At 57.5% G+C, this 14,727-nt stretch carries 14 protein-coding genes; 6 read left to right on the top strand and 8 right to left on the bottom strand.

The features are described 5' to 3' along the window. Positions 1–468 precede the first annotated feature (468 nt). Together C5F52_RS11875 and C5F52_RS11870 are read left to right on the top strand one after the other, a co-directional pair. A complete protein-coding gene (locus C5F52_RS11875) occupies positions 469–951 on the top strand; it encodes a helix-turn-helix domain-containing protein (protein ID WP_104798545.1) in 483 nt (160 codons plus the stop codon). Continuing rightward, positions 948–2,207, top strand: a complete 1,260-nt coding sequence (locus tag C5F52_RS11870) for a HipA domain-containing protein (protein ID WP_104798544.1) — start codon at positions 948–950, stop codon at positions 2,205–2,207. The genes C5F52_RS11875 and C5F52_RS11870 overlap by 4 nt, the downstream gene beginning before the upstream one ends. Positions 2,208–2,459: 252 nt before the next feature. Here the strand turns inward: C5F52_RS11870 and C5F52_RS11865 are convergent, their stop codons facing one another. Together C5F52_RS11865 and C5F52_RS29895 are read right to left on the bottom strand one after the other, a co-directional pair. Further along, positions 2,460–2,966 carry a hypothetical protein gene (locus C5F52_RS11865; protein WP_104798543.1) on the bottom strand — a complete coding sequence of 169 codons (507 nt, stop codon included), beginning with the start codon at positions 2,964–2,966 and terminating at the stop codon, positions 2,460–2,462. Between the two features lie 168 nt (positions 2,967–3,134). Then, positions 3,135–3,281 (bottom strand): hypothetical protein, encoded by a 147-nt coding sequence (locus C5F52_RS29895; protein ID WP_161499693.1) that lies wholly within the window; start codon positions 3,279–3,281, stop codon positions 3,135–3,137. Between the two features lie 57 nt (positions 3,282–3,338). Between C5F52_RS29895 and C5F52_RS11860 the strand changes: the two genes are divergently transcribed. After that, positions 3,339–5,636: a methyl-accepting chemotaxis protein gene (locus tag C5F52_RS11860; RefSeq protein WP_161499692.1), complete on the top strand. Its 2,298-nt coding sequence runs from the start codon at positions 3,339–3,341 to the stop codon at positions 5,634–5,636. A 13-nt stretch (positions 5,637–5,649) separates the two neighbouring features. Here C5F52_RS11860 and C5F52_RS11855 read toward each other — a convergent pair whose 3' ends face one another. The 5 genes from C5F52_RS11855 to C5F52_RS11835 all read right to left on the bottom strand — a co-directional run bounded on the left by C5F52_RS11855 (position 5,650) and on the right by C5F52_RS11835 (position 9,474). Next, entirely contained in the window at positions 5,650–5,895 is a 246-nt protein-coding gene (locus C5F52_RS11855) for a hypothetical protein (protein ID WP_104798541.1), read from the bottom strand. 167 nt (positions 5,896–6,062) lie between these two features. After that, positions 6,063–7,049, bottom strand: a complete 987-nt coding sequence (locus tag C5F52_RS11850; RefSeq protein WP_104798540.1) for a tripartite tricarboxylate transporter substrate binding protein — start codon at positions 7,047–7,049, stop codon at positions 6,063–6,065. Positions 7,050–7,090: 41 nt separating this feature from the next. Then, positions 7,091–7,963, bottom strand: coding sequence for a fumarylacetoacetate hydrolase family protein (locus C5F52_RS11845; protein ID WP_104798585.1), 873 nt, complete (start codon positions 7,961–7,963; stop codon positions 7,091–7,093). 99 nt (positions 7,964–8,062) lie between these two features. Beyond that, positions 8,063–8,959 (bottom strand): DMT family transporter, encoded by an 897-nt coding sequence (locus C5F52_RS11840; protein ID WP_104798539.1) that lies wholly within the window; start codon positions 8,957–8,959, stop codon positions 8,063–8,065. Then, entirely contained in the window at positions 8,956–9,474 is a 519-nt protein-coding gene (locus C5F52_RS11835) for a methylated-DNA--[protein]-cysteine S-methyltransferase (protein ID WP_104798538.1), read from the bottom strand. The genes C5F52_RS11840 and C5F52_RS11835 overlap by 4 nt, the downstream gene beginning before the upstream one ends. Positions 9,475–9,513: 39 nt before the next feature. Between C5F52_RS11835 and C5F52_RS11830 the strand changes: the two genes are divergently transcribed. From C5F52_RS11830 to C5F52_RS11820, 3 genes are read left to right on the top strand one after another with little or no spacing between them, the layout of a single operon-like run. Next, positions 9,514–10,914, top strand: coding sequence for a phosphomannomutase/phosphoglucomutase (locus C5F52_RS11830; protein ID WP_104798584.1), 1,401 nt, complete (start codon positions 9,514–9,516; stop codon positions 10,912–10,914). Beyond that, the gene (gene waaC / locus C5F52_RS11825) at positions 10,911–11,993 is read left to right on the top strand and encodes a lipopolysaccharide heptosyltransferase I (protein WP_236657836.1); all 1,083 of its coding nucleotides are present in this window, start codon (positions 10,911–10,913) and stop codon (positions 11,991–11,993) included. Before C5F52_RS11830 ends, waaC begins: the two co-directional genes overlap by 4 nt. Beyond that, positions 11,990–13,318 carry a 3-deoxy-D-manno-octulosonic acid transferase gene (locus C5F52_RS11820; RefSeq protein WP_104798537.1) on the top strand — a complete coding sequence of 443 codons (1,329 nt, stop codon included), beginning with the start codon at positions 11,990–11,992 and terminating at the stop codon, positions 13,316–13,318. Before waaC ends, C5F52_RS11820 begins: the two co-directional genes overlap by 4 nt. Before the next feature lie 47 nt (positions 13,319–13,365). On the opposite strand, the gene C5F52_RS11815 is transcribed toward C5F52_RS11820, so the two are convergent. Next, positions 13,366–14,715: a TolC family outer membrane protein gene (locus C5F52_RS11815; RefSeq protein ID WP_104798536.1), complete on the bottom strand. Its 1,350-nt coding sequence runs from the start codon at positions 14,713–14,715 to the stop codon at positions 13,366–13,368. Between the last annotated feature and the right edge of the window lie 12 nt (positions 14,716–14,727).

Raw genomic sequence — 14,727 nt, 5'->3', positions numbered from 1 at the left:
AAGCCCGTTTTCTCCGATGAGGTCTTCAGGCTTTTTGTAATCCGCCAACAGGCGGTCTATCAGTTCGTTGCTTACGGTCATTTCTCTTCCTTTGAAGATGAAGGCAGTTTCCTGCCATTAGACCGTTTACACAAAATCTAGGACACGCCCACAGCACCGGCAATGCAAGGAATTCAATGTCACTTTCGTTCAAATGAATCCTGAAGGTGTCAAGCGCTAAGCATTGATAACAAAAAAGCGGAAAATGGGAATTTTTCATTTCTTTGCTATGACGTCTAAGTCGGACATGAATTTTTCCTCATGGACATGGCTTACATTCCTGCTTTACTTATTCATCTATACTATTTTGTCCTCATGGGGGCACATATCACTCTAGTTAAATCTGTACGACTAAATTTGTTCTCATGAGGTCGAAATATTGACTGATATGCTGATTCTCCTTACAATGTGTTCTCTTGGGGGCAATTTATGAAGATCAATGATGTGACTCTGGTTGAATTAGCATTGGCGCTAAGTTCCGAGCGCAAACGCCAAAAGCTCTCCCGCGAAGACGCTGCCGCTGTGTGTGGTGTCAGTACGTCTTTTATTCGTGATGCTGAGTCGAACCCAGAGAATTGTTCGCTCGGAAAACTCGCGAAGTTCGTCAATGGCTTGGGGCTAAGCCTTGAGGTTTCTGGTCTTGAAGTTGCTCAATCTGGCTTGCCAAAGGCGGATCGCGGACTAGGCCTTACTCCGCCAGCCAAGACCACGCCTCGAGGTCTCATTGCTGCTGCAATGGGGCTTCATCAAGCTGACTTTGGTGTTCCAGATTCTCAGCTCGTTGGTCGTACTAAGGGGGGGCTGCCAGACTTGGTGCAACAAAAGCTGAGCCAGCCAAATAGTGAACTAGGTCTGGCCGCACTGGTTGCGCAGCGCGGTATCAAGAATAAATCGAAGGGTGAGTCATCATGATTCGATTGCGCGTCTGGGCCAATGAGTTGCCGATGGGATGGTTCGGACATCAAGCTGGGCAGTATTTCTTTCAGTACGACGACGACTGGCTGAGGTCTGCGCATGCTTATGTGCTTGCCCCGCAGTTTGTGTTACGCACCGAACCTCACTTTGGTGAGCCAGTCAAAGCTTTTTTTGCAAACTTGCTACCAGAGGGGGCCGCACTGGAAGAGATCTTGAGCGCAATACATATGCGCGATGCCAGCACATTTGAAATCATCGGTCAGTTGGGTGAAGAGTTGCCCGGTGTATTGTCTGTGCGCGCCGAAGGAAATGTGCCTTCTGAGCAACAGCAGTACAGCGCCCTGAGCAAAGGCGAACTGAGCCAACGCATCAAGGACCGTGATCAGCAAAAGCCTCTGCTCACCTCCAACGAGCAAAGTAGCATGTCGTTACCGGGAGCGCAGGACAAACTTGGCCTGCGCTATGACGCCAAGCGTGACCGGCTATATGACAGTGTCGGCAGTACGCCGACCACGCACATCGCCAAGCCGGACACGCGGCTGGTGAAATTCCAGCCTAGCGCCATCAACGAATACCTGTGCATGCGCTTGGCGGCCGTCATCAAGTTGCCGGTGCCACCGGTCCACTTGATTCAGGTGCCCGAGACGGTTTACATCGTTCAGCGTTATGACCGCATCGTGTCGGGCGACAGCGTCAAGTGTCTGCATCAATTAGATGGCTGTCAGTTGCTGGGCTTGGGGCAAGACTGGAAATACGAGCGTCAAGGGTTGGTCAGCCTCAAGCGCATTGTTGAAGCACTGCGTGGGTTGCAGTTGCCGGCCAAAGACTTGCTGAGTTTTCAGCGCTGGGTCATGTTCAATTACCTCATTGGCAACAGCGACGCCCACGCCAAAAACATCTCTGTACTGATTGGTGAGACAGGCTATGCGCTGGCCCCTTTTTATGACTTACTGTGCGTGCGGGTGTACGGCGACGACCGCCTCGCGTTGTACGTCGGCGACGAAGACCAATATGCGAGCATTGGCGCCCACTCGTGGGAGGCTTTTTGTGGAGACTGCGGCTTCAGCGTCAAGCCGACCTTGACCCTGTTCAGGAAGATGGCGCAGGATGTGACTAAGGCTTGGGCCACAGTCACTGCGCAGGTCACTGCGGACTATGCGCTTTCGCAGCAGGAGTTGGCGTTGATTCAATCCATCACCAAGGTCATTGAGAACCACTGTTCAGCTGCAATGTCGATGACGGCGAAGCGCTGACAGGTGACGCCGATCTGAAATTTCTGACGAGAGACAACTACTTCTCGCGTTCAGGATCGCTTACATTTACTGTTCGCTTCTGTGATGCCGCCGAAGTGGTAGCAAAGGTGGTAGCAGATTTTTTGTAGAGTGAACTGCAAAAAAATCAATGAAATCATAGACTTACTGGTATTGGCGTAGAGTCCCGTCCACTCCGCCAAAACGAGAAACCCTTACAAGCCTTGGTTTGTAAGGGTTTTTTCTTTTCTAGCGCTAAGACCACAAATACCGGGGCATCGCTGGCGCCTCGCGTGCCCGCAGTGCATTCATGAACAAACAATAGATCGCGACAAATCGAAAAGCGATCAAGCCCACAGCCCATTGCTGTGGTTGTGGGTTGAAATACACATAGGCGTTGAAATAATCCATCAGCAACGCTGTGACTGCAATGCCGACATACAGCAGCGCGACTTTCTCGAAATACCAATTTTTCAAATAACTAAAGAGATAAAAAGCGCTGATGCCAATTACAAAAAAAGCACGTATCGTCATGTAGCGATACAGCGTTTGTTCATCGATGGTGTCTGCTTGAAAATTGGCCGCTGCCAAATGCGGAAAAAACAGCAACCGAATGGTTTGAGCGACCACCACCACCAGTAAAAACAAATTGCGGTATTTAAATCCTGGGTCGCCGGACGACGTGGCATTGCTGTCAGTACCAAATAGGGCAGTTAGCTCTTCATCAGTGAGTAAAGGATGGTCTGTTTGCGATTTGTCCATCGTGCTGATTTCGCAATGAATGCAAAAATCAAATTTTTTGCAAGTCTCAATTAGATAGTATTTTCGAAAAATTGTCTTGGCTAATTACTCCTTGAGATTTCGTTAAATTTGAAATCATTGATGAATTAAAGCTGAGTCAATAAATTGCAGCAGGGATGCACAGTAGATTCAGGTGGTGTTGATGGTGGGCAACCAGCGCACCATCGTGCAAATTTCAGAGTCGCAAATTGCCAAGTGACGACGGCAGACGTCCAAGTCGGGGCCATTAGGCTCCACAAAGCGGCTTTGTAGGCCCCCAGCTATGATTAACTTCATATACAGGGAAATCCGATGTTCGCTTTGATCCAGTCTTTGAAAATCAGAACCAAACTCATGCTTTTGGTTCTGCCCTTGCTGTTGGCTTTGGGGCTGTTGTCCTTCAGCAAGGTGTGGGATTTTTGGACCGAAAAAAACCAATACGCAGTCAGCGCCGAGGTGGTGTCTGAGGTGGCTGTGTTGGGGCAGTTGGTGCACCAGTTGCAGTCAGAGCGCGGTATGTCAGCAGGTTTTTTGGCGTCGGGTGGCAATGAAGCGGCAGCGGCTGCTTTGAAAACACAGCGCGCCAAAACGGATGGCACCTTCACGCAAGCGATGGGCACGGTGTCACGTTTGATGGCGGCATCTGGCACCGCGTCAACAAGCGGTACACAACCCGCAGCCAAGTTATCTGATTTGCGCCAAGCTTTGGAGGTCCAGCGTCAGCAGATTGATGCCAAAGCGCTCACAGGCGGCGCAGCGATCAAGTGGTATTCCGAGCGCATCAGCGCCTTGGTGGACACCGTGTACAGCGCCGTGGGCTTTTCGCCTTCGGTTGATTTTGCGCAGCGCATTCGCGCCTATGCCTACCTCATCAGTGTCAAAGAATATGCGGGTCGCGAGCGCGCGGCCATCAACGCGACGTTGACGGCAGACAAGCCGCTGGACGTTGCCACCCAATCGCAGCTGATTGGCACCATTGCCCGTCAAGACAACTTTGATGCGCTGTACCGCCAAACGGCCAGCGCTGCCGATGTGCAAGCGCTCACGCAGGCCTTGGACAAGCCTGCGGTGAAAGAGTCTTTGGCGATGCGCAGCGAGGTGTTGAGCAAAGCAGCCATGGGCAGCTTTGGCATTGCGCCCACGGTCTGGTGGGCGGCGGTGTCGGAGAAGATGAACATCCTCAAAGCGCACGACGACAAGTTGTCGGGCCAACTCATCGAGAACGCACGCAGTTTGTCGGAGGGCGCCACGCAAAGTTTTTTCATCGCCATCGCACTGACGTTGTTGTTGGCCGCCTTGTTTTTGACGCTGACGGTGTGGATCACCCGCAGCATCCAAATGCCTTTGCGGGCTTTGCAGACATCGATGAATCAGATTGCCGAAACGTTTGATTTGTCGCAGCGCGTGAGCGTGCATGGCTCTGACGAAATCGCGCTGACTTCGGTCTCTTTCAACCGCATGATGCAGGTGATTGGGGATGCCTTGGTCGAGGTCAATGCAGTGATGACTTCATTGGCCGAGGGCGATTTTTCTAAGCCCGTCCGAGCGCCTCTCAAAGGCGATATGGACACGCTCAAAAATGCCGTCAACACCAGCTTGGTGCGTGTTGAGGCCACGATCGCGACCTTGAACAGCGCCATGCTGGCCCTGCACTCGGGTGACTTCTCTTTCAACGTCGAGGGCAATGCCGAAGGTGAGTACGGCAAAGCACTCAACAACGCGCAACGCGCCATGACTTCTTTGCAGCAGATGTTGGGTGATGTGGGGCAGGTCATGCGTCAGGTCGCCACGGGCGATTTGAGCGGTCGCGTGACGCAGACGGGCATGGGTGACTTGGCGGTGTTGCGCGAGAACATCAACGCGTCTTTGGACGCTTTGGTGAAGTCGATGAAAGAGATCAACGTCAACACCCGACAGTTGGCCACGGCTTCGAACGAAACCTCTTCCGCGATTGGTCAAATTGCCGATGGCGCACAAAACCAGACCATGGCCATCAGCCAAGTTTCCGCAGCGGTGCGTCAGTCCAGCATCGCGATTTCGGATGTGTCTAGAAACACCGAAATGGCTTCCGGTAAATCACGCGAGTCGGTGCAAATTGTGCAAACAGGCGTCGAGAAAATGGCTTTGATGGTCGAGGTGGTGACCGCCATTGCGAGCAACTCGGACAAGATCAGCAAGATCACCGAGGTGATTGAAAAGATCGCCAACAAAACCAACCTGTTGTCACTCAACGCAGCCATCGAGGCGGCACGCGCGGGCGAGCATGGCAAAGGCTTTGCCGTGGTGGCTGACGAAGTGGGCAAGCTGGCGGTCAGCAGCGCGGCCAGTTCTCAAGAAATTGCGTTGTTGGTGCAAGCGGCAGCCAGCGAAACAGCGAAAGCCGTGTCTGTGGTGAAAGCCGTCAGCGAGGACATGGCCCAGGTGGGCGAGAGCGCTCAGGTCACCGACAGTTTGTTGCAACGCGTGTCTGCGTCTTTGGAAGAGCAGGCCAGTGCCATCGAACAAATCAATGCCAATTTGTCAGAGCTGGACCGCATTGCGCGCAGCAACGCGGCAGCCTCAGAAGAAATGACAGCCAGTGTGATGGAGCTGTCACGCACCGCCGACGCCACGCGCCGTGAGGTGGCGCACTTTAGATTGGCTGCTGCTTAACGCGGATGGCGGCTCAATGCTTGGGCGAGGTGCCTTGCACCCAATCTAAGCCTTGCGCCATCGAGAAGCTGGCGGCAGCTTCATGGGTGGCGAAGTCGTCGGTGAAGCAAATCACGCGGTCGGTGCTGGCACTGCCGCGTCCGCTGGCGACTGAGACTTGGGCCGCAAAGCGACCGCTGGGCAAAGCACGCGGGCAGGCGGCAATGCGGTATTTGCCAAGTGTGATGGCATGGTTTTGGAATTGAATAGCTGGAATCATGGATAGCTCAAAAAATAGAACGAGATAAATTAGCCCTGTGTATGGGCCAATGAAATACGCGAAGAAGTGGGAATTTACTTAAACACCCTCTCTGCTGAGAGGGCTGCCCGCGCGTTGTAGAGGTGCGGGCTAGAAGTCGACTAAAGCGATCAACTATTGTATCAGGCTTAGTCCACCTTGCCAATGCGTTGCACCAGCGCGGCCATGTCTTTGGCATCGGCTTGCACGTAGCGCTCGAATTCCGGCATGTCTTGAAACATGAAAGAGGTGCCCGCGGCGACCAGCGCTTGGTTGGCGCGTGGGTCAGCTGCTGCGAATTTGGCCGCTTGTCGCAGCTTTTCGACCACCGCAGCGGGTGTGTTGGCAGGCACAAACATGCCTGACCATTGCGCGTAGCTGATGGGCACGCCCAACTCTTTCAGGCTGGGCACATCGGGCATGGCGGCCAAGCGGCCATCGCCCCAATGGGCCAAAGCACGCAGTTTGCCGGCTTTGATTTGTTGCGTCACGCTGGCGGGGCCTGTCGACAAGGCTTCGATTTGCCCAGACAGCAAGGCCATCACCGCAGGGCCTGCGCCTGTGTAGGGCACATGCAACATGAAACTAGAAGTGGCCGCCTTGAGTTGCTCCATCGGCACATGCATGGTGCCGTAGTTGCCCGACGAACCAAACGACACCTTGGCGGGGTTGGCTTTGACGTAGGCAATGAACTCGGCGTAGTTTTTCCAAGGGCTGTCGGCCTTCACCACCAAGACGGTCGGGTCGGCGCTGAAACGTGCGATGGGTTTGAGCTGATCGAGCTGAAACATGGGCGCGCGTTTGAGCACTTTGTCGGCCTCGGGCAAGACCACCAGCGAGGACAGGGCCATCAACACCGTGTAGCCATCGGCTTTGGACTTGGCGACTTGCGCCATGCCAATGCCGCCGCCCGCGCCGCCTTTGTTTTCAATCACCACCGCTTGCTTGAGGTAGCGGCCCATGGCCTCGGCCACAGGGCGACCCACGGTGTCCGCCACGCCGCCGGGCGGGAAGGGCACCAGCATCGTGATGGGACGCGATGGGTAGTCTTCCTGCGCCCAAGCGGGCCAAGCTGCGGCTGAGGCGAGCAAGCCTGCGGTCAATCCGCGAAGCACGAGGTGGCGGCGTATGGTCATGGGTGTCTCCTGTCAGCTGTCTATTTGCGTGACGTGGACGCTTAGACGAATTTGTTTTCGATGTGGCCGATGCCGTCAATCTCGACGCGCACCACGTCACCGGCTTTCAAATAACGGGGTGGCTTCAAGCCCATGCCCACACCGGCGGGTGTGCCCGTGGCGATGATGTCGCCGGGGTACAGCGTGATGCCGCGTGAGATGGTTTCGATCAGCGTGGGGATGTCGAAAATCATGTTCTCGGTGGGGCCATCTTGGCGCTGTTCGCCGTTGATGATGCCGCGCACGCGGGTGTGTGTGCCGTCCAACTTATCGGCCGTCACCAACCACGGGCCCATGGGGCAGAAGGTGTCAAACGACTTGCCCATGTCCCATTGTTGGTGGCGCATTTGCACGTCGCGTGCCGTCACATCGTTGACGATGGTGTAGCCGTAGATGTGCTTCATGGCGTCAGCGGCGGCGATGTTTTTGCCGCCGTGGCCAATGATGACGGCCAGCTCTGATTCGTAGTCGATTTGGTCTGACACGGCGGCGCCCGGCAGCACCACATCGTCAAACGGACCCACCACACACTCCGGCACCTTGGTGAACACGATGGGCCACGCTTGGGTGTTGGTGTTGCTGTCTTTGAAGACAGAGGTCGACAGCTCTTTGGCGTGCTCGTGGTAGTTGCGGCCCACGCACCAGATGTTGCGACGGGGCAGGGGGATGGGGGCTTCGAGTTTCACATCGGCCACGGCCACGGTTTGGGCCGTCAATGCGGGCAAGGTGCCGCCCGCCATCACAGTTTCGATCAAGCGCAGCGCGCCGTGCTCGGCCACATCGGCGGGCACGTCAAAGGCGGTGACGGTTTGACCATCGGCAGACACTTGGCCCACATGGCGTTGATCTTGATAGCGGTAGGTGGCAATACGCACAGAAAACTCCTCGTTCAATTTGAATGGTTAGCATGCTAATGCTTGCTGAACCATTTGAGAACTAGGGTTTGTCTTGTGCGAGTCAGTGACGAGGGTGACTCAGCCGCGACGTTGAATCAAGCCCGAGGCCAAGGCGGTGCCCAGCACAATCACCACGCCGCAGCCCAGCATCCAGGGTGTGACGATTTCGTCTAAAAAGACCACTCCCACCAGATTGGCAAACACGGGGATGAGGTAAGTCACGGTCATGGCGCGTGCTGGGCCCGTGCGCGTCATCAAGCGGAAATACAGCACATACGCCAAGGCCGTGCACAGCAAACCTGCGATGGCCAGTGCGCCCCAAGCCCGCAGTGGCGGCCACGCGTCAGGCCACGTCAGCAAGGCGGGTACGCAAAGCCCCAAGCTCGCCCCCCACAAACTGCCGCTGGTGGTCACCATGGACGGAATGCCTTGCAAGTAGCGCTTGGTGAAGCTGCCTGCCAAGCCGTAGCACAAGGTGGCGGCCAAGCACGCGGCAACGGCCAAGCCCGAACCGCCTGCCTTGAACGAGATGCCACCAGGCACACCGCTGGCGAGCAGCACCACGCCGCCAAAGCCCAAGGCCAGCCCGAGCGCGCGCAATGGGTTGAGTTTGTCGCCCAGCCAAAACCACGCGATCACCGCGCCAAACAGTGGCGTGGTGGCGTTGAGGATGGACGACAAACCCGTGCTGATGTGCAGCAGTGCGTAGGCATAAAACGCGAAAGGAATGCCCGCATTTAACAGACCCACGATGAAGGTGGGGCGCCAGTGCTGGCGCAGCAAGTCCGTCTCACCCCGCCACAGCAGCACAGGCGTGAGCATGAGTGCGGCCAAGCTCACGCGAACCCACGCGGTGGCAAACGGGCCGAAGGCGTGGGCGCCTTCGCGCATGAACAAAAACGAGGTGCCCCACAGCAGCGCGAGCAAGACAAATTCAGGCACCCATTGGCGCCAAGGCAACATGGCTTCGGTCATTGGATGCGACTGTTCAGGCGTGCTTCTAAGGCCAACAGGTGCGTTTTACGATCCAGCCCGCCCGCATAACCTGTGAGCGAGCCATTGGCGCCCACCACGCGGTGGCAAGGCACCACCACGCTCCAAGGGTTGCGCCCAATCGCGGCACCTACCGCGCGCACAGCTTGGGGTTTGCCAATGCGCTGGGCGATGTCGCCGTAGGTGGTGGTGTGGCCAAACGGAATGTCTTGCAGCGCCCGCCACACCGCGTGTTGAAACGGCGTCCCCACCATGAACTGCAAAGGCAGCGCAAAGGTTTGAAGGTTGCCCTCGAAATAAGCCTGTAACTGTTGATGTGCAGCGTGCAGCACGGGGTGTGCGTCATCGTCGCGCCACGCGGTGTTGTCTGGAAAGTGTTGCTGACCCACAAACCAAATACCGCTCAAGCCTTGCGGACCTGCAGCCAACAGCACGGGCCCCAGTGGACTGGGCCGCACGGTTTGAACGAGGTGTGGCAAAAGTGCGCTGTGGTTCATAGGAATTGATCATAGTGCGGGCTTATTACAATGAAAACCATGCAACTCAACGCCTCCATCTTCAAAGCCTACGACATCCGTGGTGTCGTGCCCTCCACCCTCAACACCGATGTGGCCGAAGCCTTGGGCCGTGCCTTTGGCACCCATGCCGCGGCTTCGGGCGAAACCACGGTGGCCGTGGGCCGCGATGGCCGCTTGAGCGGTCCTTCGCTGGTGGAGGCACTCATTCGCGGTTTGGTCGCGGCGGGCGTGCAAGTGATCGACGTGGGCGCGGTCACCACGCCCATGCTGTACTTTGCGGCCAGCACGCTTTGCAAGAGCGGTATTCAGGTCACGGGCAGCCACAACCCCAAGGACTACAACGGGTTCAAGATGGTCCTCGGTGGCCGCGCCATTTACGGCGACGAAATTCAAGGCTTGCGTCACATCATGGAAGCGGAGAGCTGGGCGCTCAAAGCGGGCGGCACGGTCAAGCAGGTCGATGTGACGGCCGATTACGTGGCCCGCATCGTGGGTGATGTGCGTTTGAGCCGCCCCATGAAAGTGGTGGTCGACTGCGGCAACGGCATTGCCGGTGCCACCGCGCCCGGCATCTTCCGCGCTTTGGGTTGCGAAGTGGTTGAACTGTTCAGCGAGGTGGACGGTAACTTCCCCAACCACCACCCAGACCCCAGCAAGCCAGAAAACTTGAAAGACCTGATTCAGGCTCTGAAAACCTCGGGTGCTGAGTTGGGCTTGGCGTTTGACGGCGACGGCGACCGTTTGGGCATCGTCACCCAAGGCGGCAACAACATTTACCCCGACCGCCAAATGGCCTTGTTCGCCCGCGACGTGCTGTCGCGTGTGCCTGGCGGCGCGATTGTGTTTGACGTGAAGTGCTCGCAGCGTTTGGCCTCCGCCATTCGCGAAGCGGGCGGTCAAGCGTTGATGTTCAAAACGGGCCACTCGCTCATCAAAGCCAAGATGAAAGAAGTCGATTCGCCCTTGGGCGGCGAGATGAGTGGCCACATCTTTTTCAAAGAACGTTGGTACGGCTTTGACGACGGCACCTACGCCGGTTGCCGCTTGCTCGAAATCGTGAGCCGCAGCCCCGATGCCAATGCGGTGTTGGACGCCTTGCCCACCAGCTTCTCCACCCCCGAGTTGAACGTCGGCTGCTCCGAGGGCGAGCCCCACCGTTTGAGCGCAGAGTTGCAGCAGTTGGTGTCGTCGGGCGAACTGCCTTCGCCCGAGTTCAAACCCGAAGCCTGTGTGATTGATGGCTTGCGCATTGACTGGGCCGATGGCTTTGGTTTGATCCGCGCCTCCAATACCACACCGGTCTTGGTGTTGCGCTTTGAAGGCCAAACCCAAGAAGCGCTGACGCGCATTGAGCACGACATGCTGGCGCTGTTGCGTCGCGTCAAGCCCGATGCGGCGTTCCAAGAGGCGGCGCATTGAACGAGGCTGAACCCTTGGGCCTGCCCACCACATTAGGCACGCCCGCTTCGTCTGGTTTGTCGGGCCGTCAAGCGCCCTTGAGAGTGCTCATCGTCAAGCTCTCGTCCTTGGGCGATGTGGTGCACACCCTGCCCGCCGTGATGGACATTCAAGCCGCCTTTCCCCATGCCCAAATTGATTGGGTGGTCGAGCGTGGCTTCGCCCCCTTGGCTGCGCGCTGTCCGGCCGTGCACCGTGTGATTCCGTGTGAGCTGCGCCGTTGGCGCAAAGCCTTTTTCAAGGCGGACACGCGTGCGCAAACTCGTGCCGAATGGCAAGCCTTCAAAGCCGATTTGCAGCGCGATGCCTATGACGTGGTGATCGATTTGCAAGGCCTCACCAAATCGGCTTTGGTGGCTTGGTTGGCGCGCACCACCCCAAGCGGAAAGCGCTACGCCATGGCCAACCGAACCGAAGGCTCAGGCTACGAACGCCCCACGCGTTGGGTGGCCGATGTGGCCGTTCGCATCACGCCGCACATCCATGCGGTGGACCGTGGGCGTGTGTTGTGTGCCAAAGCCTTGGGCTATGCCGTGCCAGCATCGGTGAATTTCGGGCTGGGGTCAGCACAACCCAGCGCGACGGTGAACGCACCCATTTCCGTGTCACGTCGCCCTGTGGTGGTGTTGGTGCATGGCACCTCACGCGCTGACAAAGAGTGGCCTTTGTCCCACTGGCATGAATTGGGGCAGCGTTTGAAAGCCACAGGCTTAGACGTGGTGTTGCCCCACGGCAATGAAGAAGAGCGCTTGCGCAGCCTTGCCTTGGCGGACATGTTGCCGGGTGCACACGTTTGGCCGCGCTTGTCTTTGGACCAACTCACCACCGAGATGGCGCAATGCACCGGCGTGATCGGGGTGGACAGCGGCTTGAGCCACATCGCGGTGGCCCTCGACTTGCCGCATGTGCAGATTTACAACTTTGACACTGCATGGCGCACGGGCCCCGAGGGCTTGCGCCGTCAAACCAGCGTGATCGATGTGCCCACCCCCACAGTCGATGCGGTGTGGCGGGCTTGGCAGCAATGTCTGCAAGCATGAGTGGTGCTGTCATCACACGCACGGTTTACGGCTGGGTGCTGCAAGCCTTGCAGCCCTTGTTGCGCCGCAAACTCAAGCGCCGTGGTGTCGATGAGCCTGGCTATTTAGTGGCCATCGACGAACGGTTTGGTCATTACACGCAGCCCAGTGCCGCGCAAAGTGGCGTGGCTTATGTGTGGGTGCATGCGGTCTCGCTGGGCGAAACCCGTGCGGCAGCAGTGTTGCTGCAAGCGTTGCGCGAAGCAATGTCTGACTCACCCGCGTTGAAAATTTTGCTGACCCACGGCACGGCCACGGGGCGCGCACAAGGCCAAAGCCTGTTGCAAGACGGCGATGTGCAGGTCTGGCAACCGTGGGACACGCCGGCGGTGGTGCAGCGGTTTTTGCAGTATTTCCAGCCCCGTGCGGCCATCGTTTTAGAAACCGAGGTGTGGCCCAACTGGGTGGCGTTATGTCGCCAAGCGAATGTGCCCATGCTGTTGGTCAACGCCCGCATGAGCGACAAGAGCATGCACCAAGCGCAGCGTTTGGCTTGGCTGTCGCGCCCAGCGTACCAAGGCTTGACGGCGGTGTTTGCCCAAACGCAAGCCGATGCCGAACGTTTGCGGCAACTGGGCGCCAAGGTCGACGGCGTGCTGGGCAATTTGAAATTCGACGCCAAGCCCGATGCGCAGCAACTGCTGCAAGCGACGGCTTGGAAGCAAAGCCTCACGCGTCCGGTGGTGTTGCTCACCAGCTCACGCGAGGGCGAAGAGCTCATGTGGCTCGATACCTTGCAGGCCCTCAAAGATGCGCCGCTCGATGCGCAGCATCATTTTCATGCGGTGCATTGGTTGGTGGTGCCGCGTCATCCCCAGCGTTTTGATGAAGTGGCGGCGCTCATCACGCAACGTGGGTTTACGCTGTCACGCCGCAGCGCTTGGGTGAATGGGCCCGATGTGGCGCAAGCCGATGACACCCTTTGGTTGGGCGATTCTTTGGGCGAAATGGCCTTGTATTACGGCTTGGCAGATGCCGCGTTGTTGGGCGGCAGTTTTGCGCCTTTGGGCGGGCAAAACTTGATCGAGGCCACGGCTTGCGGCTGCCCCGTCGTTATGGGCCCGCACACCTTCAACTTCGCCGAAGCGGCTGAGTTGGCTGAAACCGCGGGTGCTGCATTGCGCGTGGTCGACATGGCCGAAGCGGTGGTCACGGCTTTGCAAATGGTGGCTTCAGCACCGGATGAAAACGCGCATGTGCAAGCCTGCTGGACGTTTTCACAAGAGCACAAAGGCGCCGCGCAGCGCACGGCTCAAGCGCTGCTGCCTTACCTGCAAGCGCCCTGATTCAGCTTCAGCGCTTTGTGCGCTGACTAGGGCGTAAAGGCGAGCGTTTAAGGGGCCAGCAAGGCGTTGATGGGCTGCAGATCTTGCGGCGTCAACGTGCCGCTGGCTTGGCGCAGTTTGAGGTTGCCCACCAACACGTCGTAGCGCGCTTTGGCCAAGTCGCGCTTGGTTTGGTAGAGCTGGCTTTGTGAGTTCAACACGTCGATGTTGATGTTCACGCCCACCGAGTAGCCTAGCTTGTTGGCATCCAATGCACTTTTTGTGGAGGTTTCAGCTGCTTCTAGCGCTTTGACTTGGCTGAGACCTGCCACCAAACCGAAGTAGGCGGTGCGTGTGGCTTGGGCCGTGTTGCGCCGTGCGTTTTCAAAGTCTGAGCGCGCTTTGTTTTCGAGCGAGACCGTTTCTTTCACGCGGTATTGCGTGGCGAAGCCCGCGAAGATGGGCACGTTCAAGACGATGGCGGCGGAGGGGTTGTAAATGTGTGACGACACGGCGCCCGTGGCGTTGCCACCGTCGTTGCGGATGCCTGAGTACGCCAATTGCGCATCTAACGTGGGTTTGTGGCCAGCCATGGCTTTGTCCACTTCCAGGGTGGCAACTTCCAGTGCCAACTGCGCTTGACGCACGGCAGGGCTAGAGGTTTCAGATTGGGTGACCCAAATACTCACATCTTCTGCAGGGGTTGGAATCAGTTGTGAATGGTTGGCCAGACGCTTGGGTTTGGCATTGCTCATGCCCACAGCCAAATCCAAGGCCAAGCGTTTGATGCGCAAGTCGTTTTCTGCGGCAATTTCTTGGGCCGTGCTCAGGTCAAAACGGGCTTGCGCATCGCGCACGCCCGTGATGGTGGAGGTGCCCACTTCAAAGTTGCGTTTGGCCGAGGCCAATTGTTCTTGCACCGCTTGTTTTTGCGCTTGCACGGAGGCCAAGCTGTCCTCGCTGGTGAGCACGTCAAAGTAGGCTTGCGAGACGCGCACCAACAAGTCTTGCTCGGCTGCTTCGTATTGGGCTGCGGCTTGTTCAAGCAAGCGACCGCCTTGTTTGTAGGCGGCCCAAGCTGCTGGGCGGTAGATAGGCTGGGTCAGGGTGATCGCGGCTGAACCTGTGCCGTAAAAACGCTGTTGTGCAGGTACTGTCGGTGTGTCGGGGCGGAAATCAAAGTAAGTCCGCGACGCACTCGCCGACAGCGCGATGTTGGGCAGCACGCCGCCCAAGGTTTGGTTGGCTTTGGCCAAGTTGGCTTCAAACTGGGCTTTGGCAGAGATGAAGCTCGCGTCGTAGCCACGCGCTGCCTCGTACATGTCGACCAAGCTTTGGGCTTGGGCGGCGCTGGCGAATGTCAAGGCGACAGCGGCGGCGAGGGGCAGTGTGCGAAACAGGATGCGCGAGAACTTCATAAGTGTCTTTCT

Source organism: Limnohabitans sp. TS-CS-82 (assembly GCF_002943475.1).
Note: the sequence above shows the minus strand (reverse complement) of the source record. Positions and strands in the feature narration are given on the sequence as shown.

Excerpts from the sequence above, each read along its gene's own strand:
- C5F52_RS11875 (WP_104798545.1), top strand. The coding sequence starts at position 469 with ATGAAGATCAATGATGTGACTCTGGTTGAATTAGCATTGGCGCTAAGT.
- C5F52_RS11870 (WP_104798544.1), top strand. The coding sequence starts at position 948 with ATGATTCGATTGCGCGTCTGGGCCAATGAGTTGCCGATGGGATGGTTC.
- C5F52_RS11865 (WP_104798543.1), bottom strand. The coding sequence starts at position 2,966 with ATGGACAAATCGCAAACAGACCATCCTTTACTCACTGATGAAGAGCTA.
- C5F52_RS29895 (WP_161499693.1), bottom strand. The coding sequence starts at position 3,281 with ATGAAGTTAATCATAGCTGGGGGCCTACAAAGCCGCTTTGTGGAGCCT.
- C5F52_RS11860 (WP_161499692.1), top strand. The coding sequence starts at position 3,339 with ATGCTTTTGGTTCTGCCCTTGCTGTTGGCTTTGGGGCTGTTGTCCTTC.
- C5F52_RS11855 (WP_104798541.1), bottom strand. The coding sequence starts at position 5,895 with ATGATTCCAGCTATTCAATTCCAAAACCATGCCATCACACTTGGCAAA.
- C5F52_RS11850 (WP_104798540.1), bottom strand. The coding sequence starts at position 7,049 with ATGACCATACGCCGCCACCTCGTGCTTCGCGGATTGACCGCAGGCTTG.
- C5F52_RS11840 (WP_104798539.1), bottom strand. The coding sequence starts at position 8,959 with ATGACCGAAGCCATGTTGCCTTGGCGCCAATGGGTGCCTGAATTTGTC.
- C5F52_RS11835 (WP_104798538.1), bottom strand. The coding sequence starts at position 9,474 with ATGAACCACAGCGCACTTTTGCCACACCTCGTTCAAACCGTGCGGCCC.
- C5F52_RS11830 (WP_104798584.1), top strand. The coding sequence starts at position 9,514 with ATGCAACTCAACGCCTCCATCTTCAAAGCCTACGACATCCGTGGTGTC.
- C5F52_RS11820 (WP_104798537.1), top strand. The coding sequence starts at position 11,990 with ATGAGTGGTGCTGTCATCACACGCACGGTTTACGGCTGGGTGCTGCAA.
- C5F52_RS11815 (WP_104798536.1), bottom strand. The coding sequence starts at position 14,715 with ATGAAGTTCTCGCGCATCCTGTTTCGCACACTGCCCCTCGCCGCCGCT.